This is a genomic window from Trichococcus sp. K1Tr (assembly GCF_028309625.1).
Taxonomy (GTDB): domain Bacteria; phylum Bacillota; class Bacilli; order Lactobacillales; family Aerococcaceae; genus Trichococcus.
In genome coordinates this window covers 101,062-127,295 of the sequence record NZ_JAQMHR010000008.1, presented here as the reverse complement: position 1 = coordinate 127,295, position 26,234 = coordinate 101,062, and the positions used below count along the sequence as shown (strand labels likewise).

Genomic DNA, 26,234 nt, shown 5'->3' with positions numbered 1-26,234 from the left:
CAGGACAGCGTAGTCTGCGTAGATGTCCGATTCTATAGAGTTATCGGACAAGCATGCCGGTATAGTCATCCTGGATGTCCGATTCTATGAAGTTATCGGACATCCGTGTCACAATAAGCTACCTAAATGTCCGATTCTTCGCAATTATCGGACACCCCCCAAAAAGAATAATGCCCAACCAAAGCTGCCTCGTCAACGAGACAGCTTTTTCTCTGTACTCATCCACACTAAAAATTATACAGCCATATTTTGTTAGTGGGATGCTTATTTTGTGAAATAATTGAACAGTCAAAATGGTTACTAAGTCCAAGGTCCAATAGGCTGACGGCAATTAATCCTGTATAGTAGAAGCAACGAATGAAAGATGAGTAGGTGAATAGGTTGATGAAGATTATGATTATTGAAGATGATTTAGTCATTGCCTCAAGTTTGCAGGAAGAGTTGCTGAAGTGGCAATACAGTGCCTTTTATGTCACTGATTTCAATGACGTAATGAACACATTTACGCAAGAGGCACCCCAATTGGTCTTAATAGACATCAAACTTCCGTACTTTAACGGGTATTATTGGTGTACGGAAATTCGTAAAATCTCTCAAGTACCCATTATTTTTGTTTCTTCACAGAGCGAACGAATGGATATTGTAATGGCGATACAAATGGGAGCAGATGATTTTATCAGTAAGCCCTTTGATTTAACTGTTGCTTTAGCAAAAATACAGGCATTGTTGCGGAGAACCTATGACTTTACCGGCAATGACATTTATTTGAGTCATCGGCAGGTACAGCTGAAGACAAGTGAATTAAAGGTTCAATACCAGGATCAGGAAGTAGAATTAACCAAAAATGAAATGAAAATTTTAGAAGTACTCTTTCTGCAAAAAGGGGCCTTTGTTTCCCGAGAAACCATCATGATGAAACTATGGGAAAATGATTCCTTTATTGATGACAATACATTAGCTGTCAACATCAATCGCTTACGCAAAAAACTCGCAGAAATAAATGTAACTTCCTTTATTGTCACGAAAAAAGGATTTGGATATGGACTTCAGAAGGACGAGCATGATGAAACAAAATAAGAAATGGGCAGACATTTTGATAGCTTTTATTAAAGCCGAACGCTCTTTGATGATCCTATATATGCTTAACGTCATGGTGTTCAGTCTCGTCTATATATTGGGACGATTGCCACTCTATTTTTTGCTATTCGCTATCGAGCTTTCTTTGTTTTTAGGCAGTTGTTTTTTCGCATTTCAATTTTCGAGGTATTACAAGCGGTTTCGATTACTGGAACTCCTGGATAAAGATCCAATCCATGCGCTGAAACAATTAGCTGCTAGCCAAGACCCAAGTGAAGCTTTTCTTCGTCTTAAAATCGTAGACTTAATCAAAGAGATCCAACAAATCGAAAGAAATAATGTGCAGAGAAGCAATTCTCAGATGGATTATTTTACCTTGTGGCTGCATCAGATCAAAACACCCATTTCAGCCATCAGCTTATTGATGCAACGAGATAGTCAAATGAATTATCGGAACCAAATGGAACAAGAGCTGCTACGGATTGAAAATTATACACATATGGCATTGAATTATGTGAGAATTGAACAAAGTGGTACAGATTTGGATTTTGCAGATGTTTCGCTCGATCGCGTAATCAAAGAGACGGTAAAAAAATTTTCTATTTTGTTTATTTACAATCATATCCAATTAGACTATCAAGAGACAGCAGCAATTATCTTGTCAGATGAGAAATGGCTGCGTGTTCTGGTTGAACAAATTCTTTCCAATAGTTTGAAATATACGCCCGAAGGTGGCACCATCAAGATTTACATGAGCCCCACACAAGAGCAGCAGCTCATTATTGAAGATACAGGTATTGGTATCCGTTCTGAAGACTTACCGCGCATATTTGAACGTGGTTATTCAGGATTTAATGGAAGGATACATGAGAAGTCAACGGGTCTGGGATTGTTTCTGAGTCAGGAAATTACAAAACGTTTGGGACATGACCTAAGGATCGAATCAACTTTAGGGAAAGGCACCAAAGTCACGATTGATTTAGCCAGAGAACCGTTACGGAGGGACCATTGATGGGTAATCTTACAAAACTGTAAGGTTAAGCAACCCTTTGTAAGAAAAGATAAAGGCAGCCGATGTTCATTTTCATTAAACTAGTGATAGGGACAAAGAAATGAACAGGAGACAACAAACATGACATTATTAGAAGTGACGCATTTAAAAAAGACCTATACGGGAATATTTTCAACACAGGCAGTCCAAGCCTTAAAAGACATAAATTTTTCAGTTGAAAAAGGAGAATTTGTCTCGATTATGGGAGAATCGGGTTCAGGAAAAACAAGCTTGTTGAATATTTTGGCAACACTTGACACAGCTACTGCGGGTGAAGTAATGCTGGAAGGAAAAGACCTGACACAGATCAAAGATAGTGAGATTTCTAACTTCCGTAGAGATTACCTAGGGTTTGTTTTCCAAGATTTCAACTTATTGGATAATTTTTCGATAAAAGACAATATTTTATTGCCGCTTGTCTTATCCAATACGCCAATAACTGAAATGGAGAATCGTTTGATGCCCATCATTCAAAAATTGAAAATTGATGGGGTGATCAATCATTATCCGTATGAGGTTTCTGGGGGACAAAAACAGCGCGCAGCGGTAGCCCGAGCTTTGATCACAAATCCAAAATTATTGCTTGCAGATGAGCCCACTGGAGCATTGGATTCGAAATCCAGCCAAAGTCTATTGGAGACTTTCGAATCAATAAATGATGTGGGGCAGACGATTATCATGGTTACCCACAGTACAAGGGCTGCAGCTTACTCTAACCGTGTATTGTTTATTCAAGATGGCGAAGTGTATCATGAAATTTACCGTGGCGAACAGACACCGGATCAGTTTATGGACAAAATCTCGCAAGCGTTGGTTGTCTTGGCAAACAGAGGTGAGCAACATGAATAAATTTTTTTTTTCAAAGCTGGCCCTGCGTAACCTTAAATCCAATAAGCAAATTTATTTTCCTTATATTTTTGCTTCAATTGCAACGGTAGCGATGTTTTACATGATGGTCGCGTTAAGGGGAAATAAATTTATTCAAACCAGATCGGATACGTTGTCTTTGCTTTTCGCTTTAGGGGCTATAGTCGTTGGGGTGTTTTCCTTTATCTTTATTTTGTATACCAACAGTTTCCTGATCAAACGTCGAAAAAAAGAAATTGGCCTATATGCCATATTGGGAATGAAGAAGAGCCACGTTTCCAAAATATTGACGATTGAATCAATGGTAACAAGCTGTTTTAGTATTGTTGTAGGTGTGGTAGTGGGGCATCTATTGGGAGAACTTGCTTTTCTTGTTTTGAACTATGCTTTAAAGTTCGGGATAGAAATGTCTTTTCCTTTTACGATACAGGCAATGCTGGTTACGATCGGACTGTTTGCCCTCATCTTTTTAACAACGTTGGGTTACAATATCACTCAAGTTACGTTTTCTAATCCTATCCAACTGATTAAAGGCAAGCAGACAGGAGAACGGGAGCCGAAAAGTTCGCTTATACTGTTTATTCTTTCATTGTTATTGATTGGATCAGGATACTGGATGTCGCTGACCATTGATAATCCGCTTGATGCCATGATTTATTTTTTCCTTGCAGTACTGTTGGTTATTGCGGGTACGTATTTCTTATTCATTTCCGGCTCTATTTTCATCCTGAAAAAACTGAAGAAAAATAAGCCGTTCTATTATCGCCCGAGTCCATTTATTTCAATCTCCGGGATGCTTTATCGGATGAAACAAAATGCAGTAGGGTTAGCCAATATCACTATTTTAGCAACCATGGTCATTGTTGCGGTATCAACGACAGCAGCTATTTTTATTGGGACCGAAGATACTTTGACGGTTCGTTTACCTTATGAGAATCAACGAACCTACTATGAAACCGTCGATTTGGAAGAACAACTTGAAGCCATCGAAAAGGAAACAGAAACGAACGGATTAAACGTTACGGGGACAGAAATGTATGTGTACTATAATCTGTTCAGTATCATTGAAGATAACAAAATTATGATTGGTGCGGCTGATTTTGCTAAAGAGATACCGGATACTATTCAGCTGCTTATCAGAGAAGATTATGAACGGATAGTTGGCGAAACCGTCCCGTTAAGTTCTGATGAAGTATTACTGTTTGATTCAAAAAATACATTTGGTTTTTCCACAGTGATAATCGGAAATACAACGTATCAAGTCAAATCAAAAATCGATAACCCCTTGAAAATGGATAAATCACAGAGTCCTAATATGATTATGATAGTGGATTCTAGAGAGACCTTAGAATCCATTATGGAAACTGATTTTAGATTAAGAGAGATTGACCTTCCGATTGTTGCAGATGCAGTTATTTCTTGGAACACGAATGGAACGCAAGCGCAGAAGAAGGACTATTCTGAAAAAACGGCTGCTGTCGTTAGTGACAGTGGAAACTCATATTTTCAGTCAAGGGAACTTCTACGTGAAGAATGGTACAGTATGAATGGCGGCTTCTTGTTCTTGGGGATTTTTCTTGGGTTATTGTTTACTTTTGGAGCAGCGCTGATTACATATTTCAAACAAGTTTCAGAAGGCTATGATGACCGAGACAAATTTCAAATCATGCAAAAAGTTGGCTTGGATAAGCAAATGATTCGTAAAACGACCCGGCTGCAAATTGTCTGGATGTTTCTCCTGCCGCTAATCATTGCTGTGACTCATGTTACGTTTGCCTTTCCGATTATTCAAAAACTATTGCTCTTGTTCAGTGTGGTCAATACAGCATTAGTCTTCTGGTGCTTTATCGGCGTAATAACCGGATTTAGTGTGATTTATTGGCTCATTTATCAAGTAACGTCAAAAGTTTACTATGTCATTGTTGAATAGTATGCATCAGTAAAAACAGGAGCCGTTCCCGTGTGGAGCGGCTCCTGTTTTCGGATATCTGGCTTGGCTGTCCGATACTGTGGAGTTATCGGACAACAACCCCCACAAAAATCGAGCCCAACCAAAAAAAGCTGCCTCATGAGACAGCTTTTTCTCTTTATTCATCAATGAAGATGTAGTCGCTGCGGAGCGGGGGTTCGTTTCCTTCCCAGCCGTTGATTGTTGGGGATGCTTTTGAAAGTTGAGTTACTTGATTCCAAAAACAAAAGCTAAGATTAAAAAAATAGCGAGAATGACGATGGAATCTATTTCAATCTTATTTTCTCTTTTCTTTGTATAGAATATTTCCAGAATCAACAATCCTAAAAATACTGCTCCTAAAAGGTATTGTACCAACCGACTGTAAGGCATATCAACAAACTCACAAAGAATTAAGCTTATAAATATAAGCCCATAGAAGCGATTAAATTTCCTTTTCAATAGTATCAATCCATTCCGTTATCTGAATAGGTTCTTAAAGATGTCCCCTGACCAATATATCCAGTATAGTTGCTGTATTTCCAGACTGTGGTCTTCACTTCAACATAAGTTATACCATTCGTCCTCCAAGTTGTTTGATATACAGTGTAATAAACGGAGGGGAGGTTCTATTTCTGCTGCAGTCACTATAAGGTATTAAACCTAATAGTTTCGTAATCGATTACAATGTAATTATATCAATATGAATAAAAACTATGACAAAATATGCCAATATGAATATTTGTATTGATGAATCCTAGAGTTCCGGGAGAAACGAGGATTTCACAAGAATCACTAATATCAAGGATTTGATGATGTTAGATTATAATCCGCCTCGTTATATATCCGGGTAAATTCTGATTGTTTTCCAGTATTTTCGGTAGTTGGGATCGGACTCCGAGTATTCCGCGATCAATTCTCCAGTAGATTAGTTTTCTGCTTTGGCTTGTCCGATTCATTGGAGTTATCGGACAACTAGGTCAGTATCATCAGACTAAATGTCCGATTCTTTGCAATTATCGGACAACATCCCCCAAAAAATCGATCCCAACCAAAAAAGCTGCCTCATTATCACCTGAGACAGCTTTTTCTTTTTATTCATCAAGATTCATAATCACAAATATGTAACCGCAACCCCATAATGATCAGAAATGCAAGGGAATTTCTTCCCGTCGAACTTGACTTCGGACGTTTCAACCACTTGCGGTTGGTCCGAGAAGATGTAGTCGCTGCGGGACGGCACATCGTTTCCTTCCCAGCCGGCGAGTACGATAAACAGAGCCACCCAATGCGAAAGAAAAAGCCGCTGATATTGGGCAGTCCCTGCTTTTTGACTTTCATACTACATTGATATATAGTTTGTTGTATATAAATCAAAATAGGTGGTGATTACCGTGTCGGAAAATCAAAATAAATTAATGGAACTCGTAGCGCGCGAGGTAGAAAAAAATCACGGCGTTGTGTTCTTGGCCACGTTGAAAGAGGAAGGCTATCCGAATCAAGCATCGTTAAATTATCTGAAAAAAGAGGGATTCGAAAAAATCAGCGGGGGAATCTATTTGTCACCACTTTATTACGAGGATGAGATGTATATTTATCAAAAACGGTTTGCGAAAGGCGTATATTCCCATGAAACGGCTCTTTACTTGCATGGATTGTCCGACACAACGCCTTTTATCTACACGATGACCTTCCCGCGCGGTTATCATTCGAAAAAAATTAAAGAGCAACCCATTTCGTTGGTATGGAAGGAACGGTCAGTTTGGCAGGAGGACCAAATGACAGTGAAAAGCAGCAATGGGAACGATATTGTGATCTATTCAATGGAACGGACCTTGTGCGATATGTTTAGTACACGGTATGAAGCGGATAAAGATACACTTTTACAAGCAATCATAAAATATATGCGAAGACCCGATAAAAATATCCCAAAATTACTCAACCTGGCTGAAAAATATAACGTTTTGGACAAAATAAAAACTTACGTGGAGGTATTGTTGTGATAACCCCAACTCAAATGAAAAAAAATCAGAAACATACAAACCAAAACGGGTATCCCTGCACAATTACTACAGCGTAACTTTATTATGGAACGATTTCTTTTTCGTTTAAGTCAATCGGCTTATAAAGAAAACTTTATTCTGAAAGGTGGATATTTGGTCGGGCAAAATAAAAAGAAAAACAGATGGTTGGTGATATAGAGCCGCCACGATTTGAGAGGCTCCTGTTTTTTTTGGCCTGGATGTCCGATTCTTCGCAATTAACGGGCCCAACCAAAAAAATTGCCTCTTCGTTTTGCAGACAACTGCGCTTTTTTGCTTACATTGTTTATCATTTTTGATCACCGCTTTTACTAAAGGGTGCTCAAAGTAGTAACGGTATGATAAGATGAAGCTGCATAAAAGAGCAGTTCCAAAAACCTATATCATTGGTGAGGTGTTAGTGATGGTGAGCAGAGAATTGAAAGAAACCGTGTTGGAAGCAGTGGATAATCAATTAAACGGCAATGATCCAAAATGCACGACAGGTACTTTTGGCCATTCCGAAAAGACGATGGCTGAACTAATTGATCGCATCAAATGTGATCCCGACAGGATTTTCCCTGAGGAAGAGTTGGCGGAAATTATTGCCAGAAAAGAAGAAGCGATTCCTTTATTGATGGCTTTCCTTGAAGAGGTGAGGGATAATGCGGAACAATTCAGCAACAACTTTGATTATTTAGGACATATTTATGCGGTTCTTCTGTTGGCTCAGTTCAGAGTCAAGGAAGCTTATCCTATTGTGCTGGAACTGTTCAGTCTGCCGAATGGGCTGACGGACAAGTTGTTTGGAGACGCGATGACAGATTATGCCGGGAGGATAATGGCATCCATTTGCGGAAATGATGTGGCATCCATAAAGCAACTGGTTGAGGACGAGGAAGTCGATAAGTATATCAAAGTTGAAGCGCTAACCGCCTTGGCTATTTTGACATTGAACGGGGAGCTCGAACGGCAGGAGCTTATGGCTTATTACAAAGAACTGCTTCCCACGATCGATAATCCAACCATTCTCACGTTGCTGATAAATCTCTGTACGGATATCTACCCGGGCGAGGTGTATGATGAAATAAAGGAAGCCTATAAGAATGATAAGGTGGATTCTTTCCTGATTGGTATGGGATCCGTAGATCAGGCCATGGTGGAAGGCCAGTCGATGGTACTGTACAGAGCCGAGAGAGATAGAAACTTACAAAAAATCGATGATACGATCGGTGAAATGAGGAACTGGGCGTATTTTGAAAATGAAGAAGATTCTGCCGAAGAGAACTATTTTGAGCAGCTGACCAACAACAATCTGAATTTCGTGCACCAACCGAAGGTGACGCCAATCGTCAATGAACCAAAAATCGGCCGCAATGACCCTTGTCCTTGCGGGAGCGGCAAGAAATACAAGAAATGCTGCGGGAAGTAAGTGGAAAAACGATATAAGAATGTAGGTGACGAAGTGAATTAGCCCGTCAAAACGCTTTTGGCGGGCTAATTCCGCATTTCGCGGCACCCCCGCCACTGGGTCCAACAAAACTAAATGTAAAAAGAAGGTCTACCTCGCGTGAGGTAGACCTTCTTTCATCCAAACAGATTAAGTTCACACATACGTCACCGCAACCCCATAATGATCAGACACGCAAGGCAACTTCTTCCCGTCGAATTTCACTTCGTAGGTTTCAACCGCTTGCGGCTGGTCTGAGAAGATGTAGTCGATGCGCAGCGGGGCTTCGTTTCCTTCCCAACCGTCGATCGCCGGCGGAACAGTCGCAGATCCAATACGCGTTGCAGCGACGGCGTAGGCATCCTGCCAGCCGGCGTTCGTGATCAGGTCGTAGCCTTCGTTGCGGACGTCGGCTGGGTTGTTGACGTCACCCATGACATAGATGGGCTTGATGCCGCGCAGTTTTTTGACAGCCGTCTCAACGGAAGTCCACTCCAACAAGAACGGATTTTCTTCTTCCGTTTTCCACCAGGACAGGTGGACGGAGGCGAAAGCGGCTGCTTCGGTCTCGAGGACCAAAGCGCGGCGGGTGTGGATGCTTTCGAAATCATTGACTACAGAAAGTTGGACCTGTTCGACTGACTGAATCGGCGCTTTGCTGAGGATGGCGACTCCTTCATCGAAACGGAAGTAGCCTTGGTGGCAAGGTACCCAGGACCAATGATAGGAAAGTCCTTTCTCCGCCAAGGACTTCACCAAGAAGTAGGCGAAGTTATCCGATTTGATCGGGATTTCGTTCTGGGTGGGCAGATAGCCCGCCGGTTCGTTGACGCTTGTGCCGCTGGAAAGCTGGTTCACTTCCTGCAGGGCGATAGCGTCGTATTCGTTTTCCAGAATGTCCGCAATCAGGGCGGCGTAAGTTTCGGGGTCTGCTGTTTGAACCCAGCTGTACGTATTCAATGTCAGTAGTTTCATGAGGTCCTCTCCATTCTAAATATATAGTTATTAAGATAATCTTTTAAAATAGAAAGTGCATCATTTGGGATGTTTTACAGACTTTTAAAGTGTTTCGTGCATCCAAAATGATGGCTAGCTACACGGGTAAGCCCTTCGGAAAAAAGAATAAGGAACCTCTTGTCTCTGCGAGCCAAGACATACTGTTCGACTAATCTGCTGACGCAGAAAGTCTCTCAGCAATTGCGCTCTTCGATGCTCAGTCGGACAGATTTCCTAAATTTCTTTCAGGGCTGAACGAACCCGTTCCGCTTTTCCTATCTTCCTAATAGATCTATTATATCAGATTTTAGGACATCTGCTTGGGGACCGTACACGACTTGGATGCCTTTGCCTTTGCGGATGACGCCGCGTGCACCCAATGTGGACCATTTTTTATCTTCTGCAACTTGGGTTTCATCTTTGACAGTGACGCGCAGACGGGTCATGCAAGCATCGACTTCAGTGATGTTTTCTTGGCCGCCGAATGCGTCGATGATGTTCCAAACTAGTTTATCGTTATCGGATGCACCAGCGTTGCCTTCCGGTGTTGCAGTGGCAGGAGCAGCTTCTTCAGCTTCGCCGTCGAAGTCCGTGTAGTTGCCCAAACGGCCTGGCGTTGCGAATTTGAAGCGTTTGATCATGAAGTTGGCAACGAAGTACATGATTACGGCAAATGCGAGCGTCACCCAGATATAGTTGACGACATCCAACCACAAGCCGGCTTTCAAAGACATCGGGATGCGGGTCAGGAATTCCAGCGTACCGAAGGAGTGGACGCGCAGGCTGATGATGTCGGCCATAGCGAATGCGGCTCCTTGCAATACTGCATAAACGCCGTAAAGCAGTGGTGCAGCGAACATGAACATGTACTCAAGCGGTTCGGTTACCCCTGTCAGGAAAACAGCGATGGCTGCGGAGAAGAACATGGATTTGTATTTCGGACGTTTGTCGACATCGACGTTGCGGTACATAGCATAGGCCAAGCCCATCAAGCTGCCGGCTGCGCCGATCATTTGACCAACTTTAAAGCGGGCAGGAGTGAATGCGTTAAGCAACTCATTGTAGGCTGCTGTATCGCCGGTGTTGTTCAAGTTCACCAAATCGCTGGCCCAAGCCAACCAAAGCGGATCTTGACCGAACACTTGCGAACCTGCAGCAGCGCCTGTCAAAATGGTGTAAGTTCCACCCAAAGAAGTGTAGTTCATCGGAATCGTCAGCATATGGTGCAGACCGAACGGCAACAACAGACGCTCCAGCGTACCGTAGACGAACGGTGCCAAAATCGGTGCGGTATCCGCGGAATCCGCGATCCAAATCCCGAAATTATTGATGCCGGTCTGAACGACTGGCCAGATGATTGCCAAGGCAAGGGAAATGAGTACGGACCAGCCGATAACGACGAAAGGCACGAAACGTTTGCCGTTGAAGAAAGATAATGCATCGGGCAATTTGCGGTAGTTGTAGTACTTGTTGAAGATGACGGCGCCGACAAACCCGGCGATGATCCCAACGAAGACACCCATATTCAAAGCAGGTGCGCCCAATACATTGGTAAAGTAGCCGTTCACCAGGATGTCCTGGCCGAACAAGGTTTTGGTAGTCGCTCCGTCCGTAGCCAACATATCTCCGGTCACTGCGAAAAGTTTACCGGTCGTGCGGTTGATCAGGATGAAGGCAAGCAAAGCAGCGAAGGCTCCGCCGGCACGTTCTTTCGCCCAGGAACCCCCGATGGCGACAGCGAACAGGATATGCAGGTTGACGATGACAGCCCAGCCCAGGTCTTCGATGACCCCAGCCGTTGTCAGCAACAATTGGACATCTCCAGAGAACATAGCGATCATCTTGCCGATACTGATCATCAAACCAGCTGCCGGCATGACCGCAATAACGACCATCAAAGCCTTGCCAAATTTTTGCCAAAAATCGAATGTAAATATATTTTTCATTTTAAAACTCCTCTCAAATTTGTCAGTGCAATCGATTGCAACGTTTGCGATTCAAAGTATAGACCATATCCAGAAATTTTGCAAGCGGTCTATTTTAGAATAAATTGGTTTTTAAACGGATAGATGAAGAAAACGTTTCAATGCCAAGGAAATCATGCGTCGGAAATAATAATGCAACTTTTGCATTGACAATGCAACCGATTGCATGTAAACTAAGGGGGAAGAACAAATAAGGGGGAACCAATAATGACGCAACAAATTTTTGAAATCAATCCTTGGAAAGTAACAACCAAACAATTAGACAAAGAAAATCGCCGCCTGCAGGAAAGTCTGACCAGTCTCGGCAACGGCTACATGGGCATGCGTGGAAACTTTGAGGAAGCCTATTCGGGCGATCACCATCAAGGCACGTATCTGGCGGGCGTCTGGTATCCCGACAAAACACGCGTCGGCTGGTGGAAAAACGGCTACCCGGAATATTTCGGAAAAGTGATCAATGCGATGAATTTTCTGTATATGCACATCTTTGTGGACGGAGAAGAAATCGATCTTTACACCGATGAAGTGAAAGACTTCGACTTGACGTTGGATATGGAAAAAGGCCGCTTGGAACGCTTCTTTACGGTAGTGAAGAACGGTAAAGAAATCACCGTCCACTTCACCCGCTTCCTGAGCATCGACATCAAGGAACTTTGCGCTATCAAAGTGGAAATCACAGCCTCGGAAAAGGCCGCGATCCGTATCGAAAGTGCTCTGGACGGGAATGTCCAAAACGAAGATGCCAACTATGATGAAATGTTCTGGGAATGGGTCGAACAAACGGAAGATACGCTGGTCGTCGAAACGATCCCGAACAACTTCGGCATTGAACGTTTCAGTGTGGCTGCAACGATGCACCACAAAGCGACAGGCTTCAATCAAAAAGGCAACAACAGCAAAGAATTGTTCGTCTCCCAAGTGTTCGAAGGGGAAGCCGGAAACGGCCAAGTCCTTTTATTAGAGAAATACGTGACGCTGACGACGAGCCGCGATCATGCGAAGGACCAGCTGGCAGCAACTGCCGAAGAAATCTACGCCACCAAAGTAGCTGGCCAAAGTTTCGAAGAATTGGAAGCAAAACAAGCGAATCTGTGGACTAAGCGTTGGGATCTGGCGGATGTCGAAATCGGCGGAGATGACGAAGCGCAACAAGGCATCCGTTTCAACCTGTTCCAACTGTTCTCTACTTATTACGGCGAAGATGAGCGCCTGAACATCGGACCGAAAGGCTTCACCGGCGAGAAATACGGCGGCGCTACCTACTGGGATACGGAAGCTTACGGCGTGCCGTTCTACTTGGCGGTTACCGAGCCGGAAGTTACCCGCAATCTCTTGAAATACCGCCACAACCAATTGCCGGGTGCTTTCCATAATGCGAAGCAACAAGGGTTGAAGGGCGCGTTGTATCCGATGGTGACCTTCACCGGCGTGGAGTGCCACAATGAATGGGAAATCACTTTCGAGGAAATCCACCGCAATGGTGCGATCCCTTACGCAATCTACAATTACACCGCCTATACAGGCGATGAAAGCTACCTGGCCGAAGAAGGGCTGGAAGTGCTCAGCGCCGTCAGCCGTTTCTGGGCTGACCGCGTACACTTCTCACAAAACAAGCAATGCTACATGATCCATGGCGTAACCGGACCGAACGAGTACGAAAACAACATCAACAACAACTGGTACACAAACCGTTTGGCAGTCTGGGTGCTGCGTTATACTTTGGAAAGCTTGGAGAAGTATCCGGAACGCGCAGCAGCATTGGGCATCACCGCAGCCGAAAAAGCAAAATGGCAGGACATCATCGACAACATGTACTTCCCGTACGATGAGGAGCGCCAAGTTTTCGTGCAGCACGACACGTTCCTGGACAAAGATCTGAAACCGGTCAGCGCGCTGGACAAAGCTGATTTGCCATTGAACCAACACTGGTCATGGGACAAGATTTTGCGTTCTTGCTTCATCAAACAAGCCGACGTCCTGCAAGGGATCTACCTGTTCGGTGACGAATTCACGCTGGAAGAAAAAGAACGCAACTTTGACTTCTACGAGCCGATGACCGTGCATGAATCAAGTTTGTCACCATGCATCCACGCGATCCTTGCGGCCGAGCTGCACAAGGAAGAAAAAGCTGTGGAACTGTACCAACGCACTGCCCGTCTGGATCTGGACAACTACAACAATGATACCGAAGACGGCTTGCACATCACTTCGATGACCGGTAGCTGGTTGACGATTGCGGAAGGCTTCGCCGGCATGCGCGCCAAAGACGGTCTGAGCTTCGCGCCGTTCTTGCCGAAAGACTGGACGCACTACCAATTCCACATCAACTACCGCGGTAGCTTGATCCTGATCGCGGTGAACGAAGAACACGTCAGCTTGACCTTGGTGAAAGGCGAAGCGTTGTCTGTCCGCATCTATGATGAAGAACTGCAACTGAAAGATGAAATCAAAGTCGCACTGAAAAAGACCGTGTCCGCATGAGCGGCACCAAAGGAGAGAAAGAAATGTTGAAAGCAGTATTGTTCGACTTGGACGGCGTCATCACCGACACTGCCAAATTCCATTTTTTGGCCTGGCGTGACCTCGGCGCGGAGTTGGGGGTCACCGTTGACGAAGCCTTCAATGAAGAGCTGAAGGGTGTCAGCCGCATCGATTCGCTCGAGCGCATCCTGGCATTCGGCGGCTTGGCGGATAAATATTCCACAGCTGAAAAAGAAGCCTTGTGCACAAAGAAAAATGACCATTATCTGGAATTGATCCAGGAAATGACACCGGCGGACATCCTGCCTGGCATCCTGCCGCTTTTGGAAGAATTGCGCGAAGCGGGTCTGAAGGCGATCGTGACTTCCGCCAGCAAGAACGCACCTGGCATCCTGGAGCTTTTGCAGGTCAAGGACTACTTCGACGGCATCGTCGATCCAGCCTCAGTGGCTGCAGGTAAACCGGCTCCGGACATCTTCTTGGCCGGCGCGGAGCTGGCAGGGGCAAAACCAGCCGAGTGCATCGGCGTGGAAGATGCCGCTTCAGGCGTGGAGGCCATCAAAGCTGCGCATATTCCTGCGATCGCAATCGGCGACGCTGAAGTGCTGGCGCAAGCCGACCGCGTCTTGGCGGACACGAGCGACTTGTCGCTTGCCGTCCTGCGCGATACGTGGGAGAAGGCGACGGCCAATGGCTAGCATCTCTATCCGCGAATGGGGCAGCATCGGAACGGAACAAGTCATGCGCATCGATTTGAGCCAGCCGAACGGTATGTCCGTCAGCTGCATCAACTACGGCGCACGGCTGATCCGCTTGCTTGTCCCGGACCGGGAAGGCCAGAGCGAAAATGTTGTCCTGGGCTTGGCTGATGCCGAAGCCTACGGTAACGACCAGGCATCCTTCGGCGCGACCGTTGGACCAGTTGCCGGCCGGATCGCTGAAGGCAAATGGGGCGCAGTGCAGCTGGAACAGAATAACAGCGCACACCATATCCACGGCGGAAGCCGCGGTTGGGGCCAACAGTTCTGGGGATTTACGACCGAAGAAACGGCGGAAGCGGTGAGCGTCACTTTCTCGTTGGAATCGACTCCGGAAACGGTCGGCTATCCCGGCCGGCTGCAGGCGAAAATCAGCTATACGCTGGATGCGGAAGGCTGCTTGACAATCACAATGACAGGCGCTTGCTCTGAAGAGACGCTGTTCAATCCGACGAGCCACATCTATTTCAATTTGAGCGGCGAGGCCAAGCGTCCGATCACCGAGCATACTTTGCAGCTGGCCTGCGAAGAAGTGCTGGAATTGGATGCCGAAAAGCTTCCGACCGGGACGAAACAAGCGGTGGCGGGGACGGCTTTCGATTTCCGCGAAGCGACGCTTATCGGCGACGCCATTCAAAAAAAGCCGGAAGGATTCGACGATGTTTTCCTGATGCACTCGGACGAACAAAAGCAGTTGGCCCTCAGCGATGCGGGCAGTGGCCGGGAAATGGCGCTGTCCAGCAACCGCAGCAGCATCGTGTTGTTTTCGACGACCGACATGAATGAGCCATACCTTGTGAACGGACGCCCGATGCAAAGCCACCTCGGTTTGGCGATCGAAGCGCAGGAAGTGCCGGACGCCATCCATCATCCGGGCTGGGACAATATCGTTCTGGTGCCAAATACTTTAGCGACAAGGGTTCAAAATTACACTTTTAAATGGTAATCTAGAGATACAAAAATGAACCTGAGGAAAATGCCTATGACCGTTACGATAAAAGATGTCGCCAGAGAAGCGGGCGTCGCGACTTCAACCGTTTCACGCGCGTTGAAGGACAGTCCGCTGATCAGCGAAAACACAAAAGTGAAAGTGCGCCAAGCGATGCAGAAACTGGGCTACACGCCCAACTTCGCCGCCCAGAACCTGGCCAATAAGTCCACGCAGACAATCGGTGTGATTCTGCCGGTGGGAACGATGGGGAATCCTGCGCAGAATCCGCTCTTCCTGGAGATGATCCAGGAAATCGGCGTCGTCTGCAACGAACAGAAATACATGATTTCCCTAGCGACCGGTAAGACGATGACGGAACTGAAGGACAGCGTACGCTTGATGCATCAACGCAAACTGGTCGATGGCTTCATCCTGTTGTATTCGGAGGCGAAAGATCCGATCCGCATGTTCCTGCATGATGAGAAGATTCCTTATGCACTGCTGGGGAAACCGGATGTCTACGAGAACGAAACAATCTATATCGACAACGACAACCGCCTGTCCGGCAAATCGGCGGCCGACTGCCTGATCCAGCATGGGCACCAGCGGATTGGCTATGTCGGTCTGACGCCTTCCCAAGTCGTCGACAAGGAACGCTATAAAGGCTATTCCGATGCCTTGCGCGACGCCAATCTGACCGTCCATCCGGAACTCTATTTCGAAACGCCGACTGATTTCATGGCTTTCCTGGAGTTCCTCGAAGAGACCCAACCGACCGGACTCGTCGTCGGCGATGACCGCCTAGCTTTGCGTGTCCTGCAGTATCTGCAGCTGGACAAGTACAAAGTTCCGGACGACATCTCGCTGATCAGCTTCAACAATTCCGTCTTTGCGACCCTGTCCCACCCATTCCTGACGACCATCGACATCCACGTCCAGGAACTGGCCAGACAAGCCGCCGCCCTACTGATCCGCCAACTCAACGAACCGAGCGCCTTGCTGCCGAAGATGATCGTGCCGCATGAGGTGATCGAGAGAGAGACGGTTATTTCAAGATAATTCACTCACTATTTTATCGATAGAACCGACATGAAAAAAAGAGCCGCTTTGTAATCCAGTTTTATTGGATAACAAAGCGGCTCTTTTTTTGATAGTGGAAGGTATTACATAATCAGCTGCCAGATAAAATATTCATAATTACTTTGCCAAAGGCTTTTGAGAGAAGTGGTGGGACCGCATTGCCAATTTGTTTGAAGGCAGCTGTTCTAGAGTTTTCAAAATAAAAATCATCCGGAAAAGTTTGAATCCGTGCGGCTTCTCGTACAGAGATTGAACGATTTTGATTTATATCAGGATGGATATAATAATGACCATCTTTTGAAATATGGGCGACTACAGTATGGCTAATCGAGTCACCTTGAAGGGCTTTGAATCTATCAAGGAATATATTTGATTTTTTATGTTTAATTAATTCTTGAGGTAAATCGGAATATTTGAGATTATTATTCGTATTTAACTTCTCTTGAACTACGATTTTGTATATTTCTAAATCGTTTAGATTATTTTTACGAGATATATTTTGTGTTAACGGGAATTCTTCGGTTCTGATGAATTTCTTCACGAATTCGACAGGTTCCACTGGGCGGTAATCATTATTAGTTTCGCCATTCTTCATTATTGGCAAATCATAAAAAAGTTCATTAAGTGTTGGTGGATTAGTCTTAAAGTGGCTTAAATCGTCAAAAAAATTGAAACCGTTAAAGCTAGGTTTCCTTCCGAAAATTATCAATCGTTCTCTTTTCTGAGGTACTCCAAAGTCAGCACTGTTAATTATTTGATGTTGCAACACATAACTATTCTCTCCTAATGCATTTTGAAAGTCTTTTTCTATCTTAGGAAATAGCAAGTTGCCGTCAACATCCTTGTACGAAAGGAGGCCTTTTACGTTTTCGAAAATAAAAAAATCAGGACTATATTTCCTTAGAAATTCGATATAGTATTTATAAAGATATATTCTTTGGTCCTCGTGCTTTTTTGACTCATTTCGAGCTCTGCCTATAGTAGAGTATGCTTGGCAGGGAGGGCCTCCTATAATTCCGTGTACAGAATTATCAGATAATTCTGCATCAATTCTATTAAAAATGCTCTGAATGTGTTCTTCGCAAATAGGTAAGTTGATAATTTTATTTGTTATTGATTCGGGCACAGATGATGTTAATTGGCTGAATGAGAGGTTCCCGGCAAGGTATTCATTATAATTATTCAAATTGTTATTATTTTTTAAATGATAATAAATTTCACGAACTTGAAGAGTCTGGCAAGCAGCCTTATCCATCTCAACGTGGGATACAATGTTGAATTCACTACCTCTAAAGCCTTCCGTCAATCCCCCTGCCCCGGAGAATAAATCAACAATATTAATCATGATTTCCCCTCCTTAATAGATATTATATCAGTTCTTTAATAGTTGATAAACCATGAAATTTTAATTGTATAAAAATTTCATGGTTTATGCAACATAAATAATTCCGTTAATGTATAATTAAGTTATATAACTATATTTAGGGGTGATCTTGTTGGATTTAATTGAGACTTTAATTTATCAGAATTCTCCCTTCGGATATGTTTCTGGAAATGTGAAAAAAATAGTAAAAGACATTTTGTCTGTAGAAAATGATAAATCTTTCGCTTATTACTACATAGTAGAAGATTATTATCAAACCCTAATGCTATATGTCTGCTTAAAGGCTGTGTATGAAAATTTAGTTCACTCCAACAAAATTAAGTTGGCTGATATTAGTTTAGGTGACTCCTTAATATATGGAGGGGAATACTTTACATTTGGTGGGGAAGCTCCCGATTTTAAAGGGAAATATATTTTACTAGGAGTAGGGGCAAGAAAAAAAGGGAGAAATTCTCCAGTTAGCCGAATATTGGATGAGGAGGCAATTGTTAATGGTGTGACAATTGCAACTACAGTAAAACGAGGTAGCCGGGTTAAGGATACACGAAAAAAATTAGCTGATTATCTAGGAATATCGGATTTCAGTAGAACAAACTCACAAAAAATTATAATAATAGCTGAATTAAATCTCCTAAAAAAAATAGAGCAAGTTCGGCTAACGGTTAAAAATGAAACCCTTTTCTTTGGTGAACTTTGCCCGGCGTGGTACTTTCCAAATAAAGGCGAAAAAAAAAGAATTGCTCATGACCTAAGTAATAATGATCCCATTGTATATTTTTTTTCCAACATATCTGAGGCCTTAGAATATATTGAGAATGAGAAGTTACCTTCCCATATCTATATTTTCGGAGATAAATTTGAGAAGGGATTTAAGCGTAGTGATTTTAATTCAATTATAGATATACACAATGAAAATGACATCCAGCTGGGAATATTCGGAACAGTACCAACTTTATTTGAGTCAGATTTAATTGAAGATTTATCTTTAGTTTTAAAGAAATATATTTGGACGGATTCTTATATGACAGCTAATAGAGAAGATGCGTTAAAGGTTTCCTATAATTTTATTCCAGTCTCAAATAATGCAGCTTTTCATCTTAATGTTGAAAAGCTGCATGAGTTCTTAGATGAAATGAGTAATGATAGTAGCAAACGTTACTTGCACAACTTATTGATTGGATTCTCGAGGACTGTCTTAGGGCAAACGCATGGAGGAGAATCATCAATATTTGCGGAAAAGATGAATGTGATATCAGAATATTCAGAAAAAATTGGGTTTCATGAGACAAAAAGATTAAGGCAACTGTTGACTGATTTAAGTATTAATAGATTCGGATTTAATGTATCTCAAAAAATAAAGCAAATAACACATAGTAAACATAAGATAGCATTAGTCGTGTATCCAGATTTGTTAAATGATACTGTTGAATATTACACAACAAATAATATTAACATTATGGTTTTACCAAGTAATGCAAAATTAACCGAGGACATGATATATCAATATGATCATGTCATTCTAGTTAATTTAAAGCCGGCAGATAGACGGAAGTGGGTATCTGCTAATGTTGCAAAAGATTATTGTTTCATGTTTCCTAAAATGCACTCTAACTGGCTTGCTAAATCTTTAAAAAGAGATGAAAGAATTCTCCAGCAAATCAATAAAATTAATGAATTGAGTGGATGCATTGAAGGTAGTTATTATCAATGCGTTCAAAAGTATCTCCAAAGCGAAGAATTAGTTCAGGGTATTAATGGGAATGAACTACTTGATGATGGCGCCGAAGACCTGTTAGAAGAAATGGAAGATGAAATTGAGAGTGAAATGGAAGTTATTAGTAGGATTGTCGAGAAAAATAGTAATGAGTCAGAATATCTTATAGACAAAGATGCAGATAAGAATGCATTCGTAACAATAAATAAAAAAATTCTCTTGGAATCAGGAGATGTCATCCTTGGAACAGATTTTGGGCGGGCATTTGTTTTAGTAGATGGAATAACTTATCGAAAAGACATTTCATCAATAAATGTGTTTGATGAAATTGTTGAGTTTGTAGTACCGTATTCCAACGAGATATATCTTAAGAGATTTCAAAATGATGGGTATCTTTTTAAAAGCTATTCAGATTTCAATGAAAAGGAGAAAGCTGAATTTCTTGATTACTACTGGAAAACTAGCCTTGAACACTATAGAAAAAAAAACATGTTAAGTAGTGAAGACTTAGCTGACCTATTTTATAGAGCTGGTGATGGCGAACGTAAAGCGGCATTTTTAAATCAATGGACTAATTCAAGCAAATTCCCTTTACTTCCTAGGGATAAAGAATTCATCAAATTTGTAGGAAAAGTGATAGGAGATAAAAATATAGAAGAGAATTATATGAGCTTCTATCGAGCAAGCGAAAAAGTAAAGAATAATCTTCGAGAACTTCGAGATCAAACAATTGAGGGGTTTGATGGAATGCCGCTAGAGCAAATTCTCAATAATGCAGAAATTGAATTTAGCCAAAGACGTAGAGTAATCGGACTATTGGATATAAATTATCCCGATGTGCCCAGACAATTTACTAATAGGATAATTAGAGGGGAGTCATAGAATGTTAAGTGAAATAGAACAATATGAAGTCAGAGAAAAAATGATGAATTCTGTACGTGAATTATTAATGGGGCCTGGCTCTGAAAAGATGGTGAGAGACTCAAGCCGAGAAGTTATTTCAGAGCCACCATCGCAGAGGTATGTTACTGGAATTTTATACCCATACGGTGAAAAAAATCATGAAGAAATAAGTGTCAGTGACAATGATGTTGATGTTGTGGATGAGGAAACAATAGTTATAGATAATGAGTTTAAACCTAGAACAATGGGACTAACTGTTTATTTTACAGGGGAAAAACAAGAGGTAAGTACTAGCGTTGAATTTGCCTTTTATGAAGAAATAGAAAATCCATTAATCGAGATGACCCAAGAAGAATTTGATGTCGTTTCTGGGGCCATTAATAATAATGAAAAACTAGAAGCAGCGGTATTGTTAGATTATGAAAATATAGGAATAAAATTAAAAGCAGACAATGGAGAAAGCGTATATGCCATCAATGAGGTCTTGTCGACACTATCTAGAAAAGAACAAAGCTTACTATATTTCTGTTTGCAAAAACTTTCTAATATAAATGGTAACAAGCATAAAAACTATAAGCGGAATCCTTTTATAAAAGAACTTTTGATCCCGTTAGATAAAAAATATAATTCAGAAAGGATAAAAGTTAGCGACCAGACAGAAGTAGAGATTATTTCAATTATTAAGAAACTTGAAATATCTGGCGGAAAAGAAATTGAATCCCTTACACTGGTCCTGAAAAATTTATCTAGCCATGAGATTTTTCAATCTAAAATAACGATAATAAAGCCAGATGAGAGCTTTGAATTTGTTCCATTTGAAGTTATAAAGTTACCTGATATGAATAAATTAAGTTACGATGATAGGCTTAATTTATTGCTGTATAGAAATAAAAAAACATATGCAGTTGGACATGGGACTTCCGTTAATTGGAAAATTATAGAGGATGAGATCATGCCTAGACAAATTGAGACGACATATATGCCTAGTCATGAAATTTCGCCGATGAGTTTTAATGTTGACAATCTAAATGCTAAGGTCCTTAAGCCTGAATCGTACCTTGTGGATTCTAAAGAAGAACAATTGAAAATGTTGGATTCTTTTGTTAAGGCATATGATGATTGGATTTTGAAAATAGAGAAGAAACTAATATTATTAGACTCCGTTTACTTGGAAATTGCTTCTGAGAATGTGAATAAATGTAAAGAATGTAGCCAACGTATGAGGAAAACAATAGATTTCCTGAGATGTGATTCGAACGCTTGGATCGCGTTTCAAAATGCAAATGAAGCGATGCTACTGCAACGTATGGGGAAATCTAGTGATAAGGAAGCTGCATATAGAACTAAAGATTATTCTGAAGCAAACTTTACTTGGAGGCCCTTCCAATTAGCATTTGTATTGAATTCACTGGAGTCAATTTTGAACGAAAAAAGTTCGGAGAGAGAAATACTTGATTTAATTTGGGTTCCGACTGGGGGTGGGAAAACCGAAGCATATCTTTTTGCCATTGCAGCAGTTATTTTTTACAGAAGACTAGAATATGATAATTATGATGGAGTAAGTGTAATTATGAGATACACACTCCGTTTGTTGACTGCCCAGCAATTTGAACGAGCAGCGGCATTGATTTGTGCGTGTGAGTATATAAGGCTGCACAATGGGATGTTTGGTGAAAAGGAGATCTCAGTTGGGTTGTGGGTAGGAGGAGCTTCCACTCCAAATAATTATAAAGACGCTAATGAAAGTATTGATAAGATGACGAATAGCAGGACATTAAATGATGCTAAAAAATATAATTCCTTCCAATTATTAAAATGTCCTTGGTGTAATGAGGAGCACAGTATTATCCCTAAAAATGAAAACGTTAAATTCAGTCGTAGGTGGGGGTATCAAAAAGCATCCACAAGAAATGATTACCATAATATAAAATGTGTGAACAAAGATTGTGCATTTGAAAAACTTCCAATTCACGTTGTCGATGAGGCAATTTATTATCACCGCCCAACTCTATTGTTTGGGACGGTTGATAAGTTTGCACAAGTACCACTTAAGGAAGGGACTGAAAAACTATTCGGATCCGATAATCCTAATAAGTTTAGACGGCCAGAGTTAATCATTCAGGATGAGTTGCATTTAATTTCAGGTCCACTTGGGAGTATAGTGGGGCTCTATGAAGCAGGATTTGATTATGTTTTAGGCGAGAATGCGAGGCCACCTAAATATATTGCTTCCACTGCAACCATAAGAAATGCAGAAGAACAGGTTTTGAATATCTTCGATAGAACGGTTACGCAATTCCCTCCTAACGGTCTTGATGCAGAAGATAATTTTTTTGTTAAGGAAAATTATCTAAAAAAAGGCAGGAAATATTTGGGGATAATGGCAACTGGTAAAACTCAAATTACTGCTGAGGTAAGGCTGGCTGGGGCACTACTCCAAAGTGTCAACGATTTAAATTTCACTAACGAAGAAAAGGAATTATTTTGGACTGTAGCTGGCTATTTTAATAGTATTCGTGAACTTGGAAAGGCGTCGACTTTAATAAAAGACGACGTAAAAGATTTTCTATCGCAATTAAATGCTCGAAATAATACAAATAAAAGAGCAATTTATGATAATACGAATGTAGAATTGACAAGTAGAGTATCCGGTACAGAAATTCCTGATATCATTAGTCAATTAGAGATTCCGTTAGGTAATAAAGGCGTACTTGATTCTGTCATTGCAACGAATATGCTGTCAGTTGGTGTAGATATAGGCCGTTTAAACTCTATGTTTGTCGTAGGACAGCCTAAACTCACGTCAGAATATATTCAAGCTACTAGTCGAGTTGGTCGTAGGAGTTTAGGGTTAGTTTGCACCCTTTACAATTCTTCAAGAAGTAGAGATAGATCGCATTATGAGACTTTTCAATCTTATCATCAAAGCCTATATAGATATGTGGAGCCGAGTAGTGTGACGCCATTCTCAGTACCATCATTAGAAAAAGCGGTGGCAGCGGCACTTGTAACTATGGTAAGAAATTCTTCAGTCGAATTGATGAGTAATGAGTCTGCAGGAAATGTATTGAATCATCAACAGAAATTACTTGAAGCAGTGCAGTTTTTAAAGAAACGTATAGCTAAAGCAGATGAAAAAAGTAATTTATATTTATCTGATGCTGAAAAGTTGATTGATACATTTGTCCGTAACTGGATAGCATTATCAGAAAAAAGCATCGATGAAAAAGACTTGATGTATTATGTAGGGCCTACTAAATCTTCAGAAATTCAAAACTCTATATTATTGCGATCCTATGACGATAAGAGTATGCATGGTGAAGCTACTAGAGTTATGGGTGCTATGAGGAATGTTGAAGAAAATGCATTTCTACGAATAATAGACTAAGGAGAATAAAATGGTGTATAACAAACAAAACATAAATCCTGAATTCAATGTTAGAAAATCACAATTACTCACACCGTTTGGGATAGGAGCATTAATCGATATTAATAATCAATCCATTATGGTAGCTGATTCAGAGTATTGGGAAACGGAAAAGCTGATCAAGTTACATGATATAAGGCTCGAAAGCGTTTTGAAAGCGACAGGTTTTGTTGAGCCGCCATTAGGGGAGATATCTGATATTTTTGGGAAAAGATTTCCTCGGTGGTATTTTTCTCCAGTAGATAGAAGTTTAAAGACAATTAATCAATGGAAAAAAGGAATTGAAGCAACCAATAAAAGTTATTTGATGACGGAATTCGATAAGGCTCCATTTACTTTCTCAAATAAGGGGAATAATCATGTAGAACTGGTTCCTGTCAGAATCATTTGTGCTTGTTCGCATGGACATGTGCAAGATTTTCCTTGGAGTGAATGGGCACATCAAAAGACGAACCTAACTAAAGAACAGTTTTCGAATCATGATTTAAAATTGATTAGTCAATCTCAATCAGCTTCTATTTCTGAATTAATAGTGAAATGTGTGCAGTGTGGAGCCAGCAATTCTCTTGCAGGTATATTCGACAAAAATAAAATGGAATCGCGCTTTGAAAAGATAAATGTTCATTGTAATGGTGACTTTTTATGGAAACAGACTTCAGGTAACAAAGCATGTTCTGAAAATCCTGAAGTCCTATTAAGAAATGCAAGTAATTTTTATTTTCCAAAAATTATGAGTTCCGTAAATATTCCGTTTAACGAGAATGCTTTTTTAGAGAAAATAATGTCACACAGTGTATATCAACCATTAATTGAACGAATGACAAAAGCAGATAAAGGAAAAGAAGTTGAATTCTACGAAGAAGACAGACGAATAGGGAATTATATTCTTGACATAGTTGAGGATATGGAAACAGATGAAAATACAATCAGAGAGATAATTGGAAAGAAATTAGGCTTATATCTAGAAGGTGATGATGCTGTTCCTGAAACAGTAATGGACTATCGACGTTCTGAATATGCAGTATTAAGTGGTGAAGAAAGCTTCAATGAGGATTCCCATATTGATTTTAAAATTTCTATCCATGATCATACAATGTTTCCTAAAACAGATATTTCAGAACTATTTACTACAGTGACATTAGTTCATTCGCTGGAGGTAATCAGTGCTTTGACAGGTTATTCTAGAATCTTAACATCGGATACAGAGAAGATACTTGCGGGAGAAGCGGACGAGAAAGAAGAACATGTGGTGTCACTGAAGCGTAAAGATGATACTTTTGTTGCTGTCAAATCTAAAGGGGAAGGTATTTTCTTTGAATTATCAAAAGAGAAAATTGATTCTTGGTTTGAGAAAAACCAACATACATCGATGATAGAGAAGATAATAAGGAAAGATGAGAATGTGACCTTTAGCGATGAATTATCTTCGATTAATCCAAAATTTTATTTATTGCACACATTGTCTCATTTATTGATTAAAGAATTAACACTAACGAGTGGCTATTCATCATCTTCTCTCCGGGAGAGATTATATTTCTCAGATAATTATGGTGAAGAAATGTATGGGGTATTAATTTATACTTCAAGTAGCGATTCAGAAGGAACTTTGGGGGGATTAGTAAAACAAGGGATTCCTAGTAATTTCTTTTCAATAGTTGAGAATGCAATTGAAAAAGCTAAATGGTGCAGTTTTGATCCGATTTGCATTGATAGTGAAGGGCAAGGTAGGAATTCGCTAAATGTAGCAGCATGCCACGCGTGTTCATTGGTATCAGAAACCAGTTGTGAGAAAATGAATGTTTTCTTAGACAGAAATGTTTTAGTTGGCAGTCTTCAACATCCCGAGTGGGGTTTCTTTACTGGAAATAACTTTTAGTTTAAAGCTTTTTATGGGTTCTTAGCTTCTATGAGGCGATTTTTTAGACCTTCAGCATACGTATAATTTGGTGATTTATGATGTGATGGAAAACGCCAAGAGCGACTGTCTTTTCTAAAGCTATTTTCTCCAGACCAGCAAGCCCCCAATTTCCGGCACCAAATCGGAGATTGGCGCTTGCTGTTTTCGTTTTGCCGTCAAGATTTTCAGAAAGCGCCTCCATAAATTAATTACTTTTGTCAATTTACATATGTGACAAAAGTATATAGACTGTGAGGTGGGAGG

16 protein-coding genes are annotated in these 26,234 nt (G+C 41.5%); 13 read left to right on the top strand and 3 right to left on the bottom strand.

The window, feature by feature from the left end; all coding sequences use genetic code 11:
- The first annotated feature begins 381 nt into the window (after positions 1–381).
- From PH235_RS12090 to PH235_RS12065, 6 genes are all read left to right on the top strand, one after another.
- A complete protein-coding gene (locus PH235_RS12090) occupies positions 382–1,077 on the top strand; it encodes a response regulator transcription factor (RefSeq protein ID WP_272162586.1) in 696 nt (231 codons plus the stop codon).
- Positions 1,061–2,089, top strand: a complete 1,029-nt coding sequence (locus PH235_RS12085) for a sensor histidine kinase (RefSeq protein ID WP_272162585.1) — start codon at positions 1,061–1,063, stop codon at positions 2,087–2,089. Before PH235_RS12090 ends, PH235_RS12085 begins: the two co-directional genes overlap by 17 nt.
- 120 nt (positions 2,090–2,209) lie before the next feature.
- Complete coding sequence (locus PH235_RS12080; RefSeq protein WP_272162584.1) at positions 2,210–2,977, top strand: ABC transporter ATP-binding protein; 768 nt, start codon at positions 2,210–2,212, stop codon at positions 2,975–2,977.
- Entirely contained in the window at positions 2,970–4,925 is a 1,956-nt protein-coding gene (locus PH235_RS12075; RefSeq protein WP_272162583.1) for an FtsX-like permease family protein, read from the top strand. The genes PH235_RS12080 and PH235_RS12075 overlap by 8 nt, the downstream gene beginning before the upstream one ends.
- A gap of 1,412 nt (positions 4,926–6,337) precedes the next feature.
- Positions 6,338–6,946, top strand: coding sequence for a type IV toxin-antitoxin system AbiEi family antitoxin domain-containing protein (locus PH235_RS12070; RefSeq protein WP_272162582.1), 609 nt, complete (start codon positions 6,338–6,340; stop codon positions 6,944–6,946).
- Positions 6,947–7,388: 442 nt separating this feature from the next.
- Complete coding sequence (locus PH235_RS12065; RefSeq protein ID WP_272162581.1) at positions 7,389–8,396, top strand: DUF1186 domain-containing protein; 1,008 nt, start codon at positions 7,389–7,391, stop codon at positions 8,394–8,396.
- A gap of 174 nt (positions 8,397–8,570) precedes the next feature.
- Here the strand turns inward: PH235_RS12065 and PH235_RS12060 are convergent, their stop codons facing one another.
- Together PH235_RS12060 and PH235_RS12055 are read right to left on the bottom strand one after the other, a co-directional pair.
- Positions 8,571–9,389, bottom strand: coding sequence for an endonuclease/exonuclease/phosphatase family protein (locus PH235_RS12060; RefSeq protein WP_272162580.1), 819 nt, complete (start codon positions 9,387–9,389; stop codon positions 8,571–8,573).
- A gap of 296 nt (positions 9,390–9,685) precedes the next feature.
- On the bottom strand, positions 9,686–11,356 hold the full coding sequence (locus PH235_RS12055) for a PTS transporter subunit IIBC (RefSeq protein WP_272162579.1): 1,671 nt from the start codon (positions 11,354–11,356) through the stop codon (positions 9,686–9,688).
- A 246-nt stretch (positions 11,357–11,602) separates the two neighbouring features.
- Between PH235_RS12055 and PH235_RS12050 the strand changes: the two genes are divergently transcribed.
- Genes PH235_RS12050 through PH235_RS12035 form a run of 4 tightly spaced genes read left to right on the top strand, consistent with a single transcriptional unit; the run spans position 11,603 to position 16,624 of the window.
- The gene (locus PH235_RS12050; protein ID WP_272162578.1) at positions 11,603–13,876 is read left to right on the top strand and encodes a glycoside hydrolase family 65 protein; all 2,274 of its coding nucleotides are present in this window, start codon (positions 11,603–11,605) and stop codon (positions 13,874–13,876) included.
- A gap of 23 nt (positions 13,877–13,899) precedes the next feature.
- A complete protein-coding gene (gene pgmB, locus PH235_RS12045) occupies positions 13,900–14,574 on the top strand; it encodes a beta-phosphoglucomutase (RefSeq protein ID WP_086988954.1) in 675 nt (224 codons plus the stop codon).
- Positions 14,567–15,580, top strand: coding sequence for an aldose epimerase family protein (locus PH235_RS12040; protein WP_272162577.1), 1,014 nt, complete (start codon positions 14,567–14,569; stop codon positions 15,578–15,580). The genes pgmB and PH235_RS12040 overlap by 8 nt, the downstream gene beginning before the upstream one ends.
- A gap of 36 nt (positions 15,581–15,616) precedes the next feature.
- Positions 15,617–16,624, top strand: a complete 1,008-nt coding sequence (locus PH235_RS12035; RefSeq protein WP_272162576.1) for a LacI family DNA-binding transcriptional regulator — start codon at positions 15,617–15,619, stop codon at positions 16,622–16,624.
- 112 nt (positions 16,625–16,736) lie between these two features.
- Here PH235_RS12035 and PH235_RS12030 read toward each other — a convergent pair whose 3' ends face one another.
- Positions 16,737–17,990: a DNA cytosine methyltransferase gene (locus PH235_RS12030; RefSeq protein ID WP_272162575.1), complete on the bottom strand. Its 1,254-nt coding sequence runs from the start codon at positions 17,988–17,990 to the stop codon at positions 16,737–16,739.
- Positions 17,991–18,141: 151 nt separating this feature from the next.
- Here PH235_RS12030 and PH235_RS12025 point away from each other — a divergent pair, with 151 nt between their 5' ends.
- The 3 genes from PH235_RS12025 to drmB are packed head-to-tail and all read left to right on the top strand — an operon-like array spanning position 18,142 to position 25,949.
- Complete coding sequence (locus PH235_RS12025) at positions 18,142–20,625, top strand: hypothetical protein (RefSeq protein ID WP_272162574.1); 2,484 nt, start codon at positions 18,142–18,144, stop codon at positions 20,623–20,625.
- Position 20,626: 1 nt separating this feature from the next.
- Positions 20,627–24,034: a helicase-related protein gene (locus tag PH235_RS12020; RefSeq protein ID WP_272162573.1), complete on the top strand. Its 3,408-nt coding sequence runs from the start codon at positions 20,627–20,629 to the stop codon at positions 24,032–24,034.
- Between the two features lie 10 nt (positions 24,035–24,044).
- On the top strand, positions 24,045–25,949 hold the full coding sequence (gene drmB, locus PH235_RS12015) for a DUF1998 domain-containing protein (RefSeq protein WP_272162572.1): 1,905 nt from the start codon (positions 24,045–24,047) through the stop codon (positions 25,947–25,949).
- Positions 25,950–26,234 lie beyond the last annotated feature (285 nt).

Excerpts from the sequence above, each read along its gene's own strand:
- PH235_RS12060 (WP_272162580.1), bottom strand. The coding sequence starts at position 9,389 with ATGAAACTACTGACATTGAATACGTACAGCTGGGTTCAAACAGCAGAC.
- drmB (WP_272162572.1), top strand. The coding sequence starts at position 24,045 with ATGGTGTATAACAAACAAAACATAAATCCTGAATTCAATGTTAGAAAA.
- PH235_RS12035 (WP_272162576.1), top strand. The coding sequence starts at position 15,617 with ATGACCGTTACGATAAAAGATGTCGCCAGAGAAGCGGGCGTCGCGACT.
- PH235_RS12055 (WP_272162579.1), bottom strand. The coding sequence starts at position 11,356 with ATGAAAAATATATTTACATTCGATTTTTGGCAAAAATTTGGCAAGGCT.
- PH235_RS12040 (WP_272162577.1), top strand. The coding sequence starts at position 14,567 with ATGGCTAGCATCTCTATCCGCGAATGGGGCAGCATCGGAACGGAACAA.
- PH235_RS12050 (WP_272162578.1), top strand. The coding sequence starts at position 11,603 with ATGACGCAACAAATTTTTGAAATCAATCCTTGGAAAGTAACAACCAAA.
- PH235_RS12075 (WP_272162583.1), top strand. The coding sequence starts at position 2,970 with ATGAATAAATTTTTTTTTTCAAAGCTGGCCCTGCGTAACCTTAAATCC.
- pgmB (WP_086988954.1), top strand. The coding sequence starts at position 13,900 with ATGTTGAAAGCAGTATTGTTCGACTTGGACGGCGTCATCACCGACACT.
- PH235_RS12080 (WP_272162584.1), top strand. The coding sequence starts at position 2,210 with ATGACATTATTAGAAGTGACGCATTTAAAAAAGACCTATACGGGAATA.
- PH235_RS12065 (WP_272162581.1), top strand. The coding sequence starts at position 7,389 with ATGGTGAGCAGAGAATTGAAAGAAACCGTGTTGGAAGCAGTGGATAAT.
- PH235_RS12030 (WP_272162575.1), bottom strand. The coding sequence starts at position 17,990 with ATGATTAATATTGTTGATTTATTCTCCGGGGCAGGGGGATTGACGGAA.
- PH235_RS12085 (WP_272162585.1), top strand. The coding sequence starts at position 1,061 with ATGATGAAACAAAATAAGAAATGGGCAGACATTTTGATAGCTTTTATT.
- PH235_RS12020 (WP_272162573.1), top strand. The coding sequence starts at position 20,627 with ATGTTAAGTGAAATAGAACAATATGAAGTCAGAGAAAAAATGATGAAT.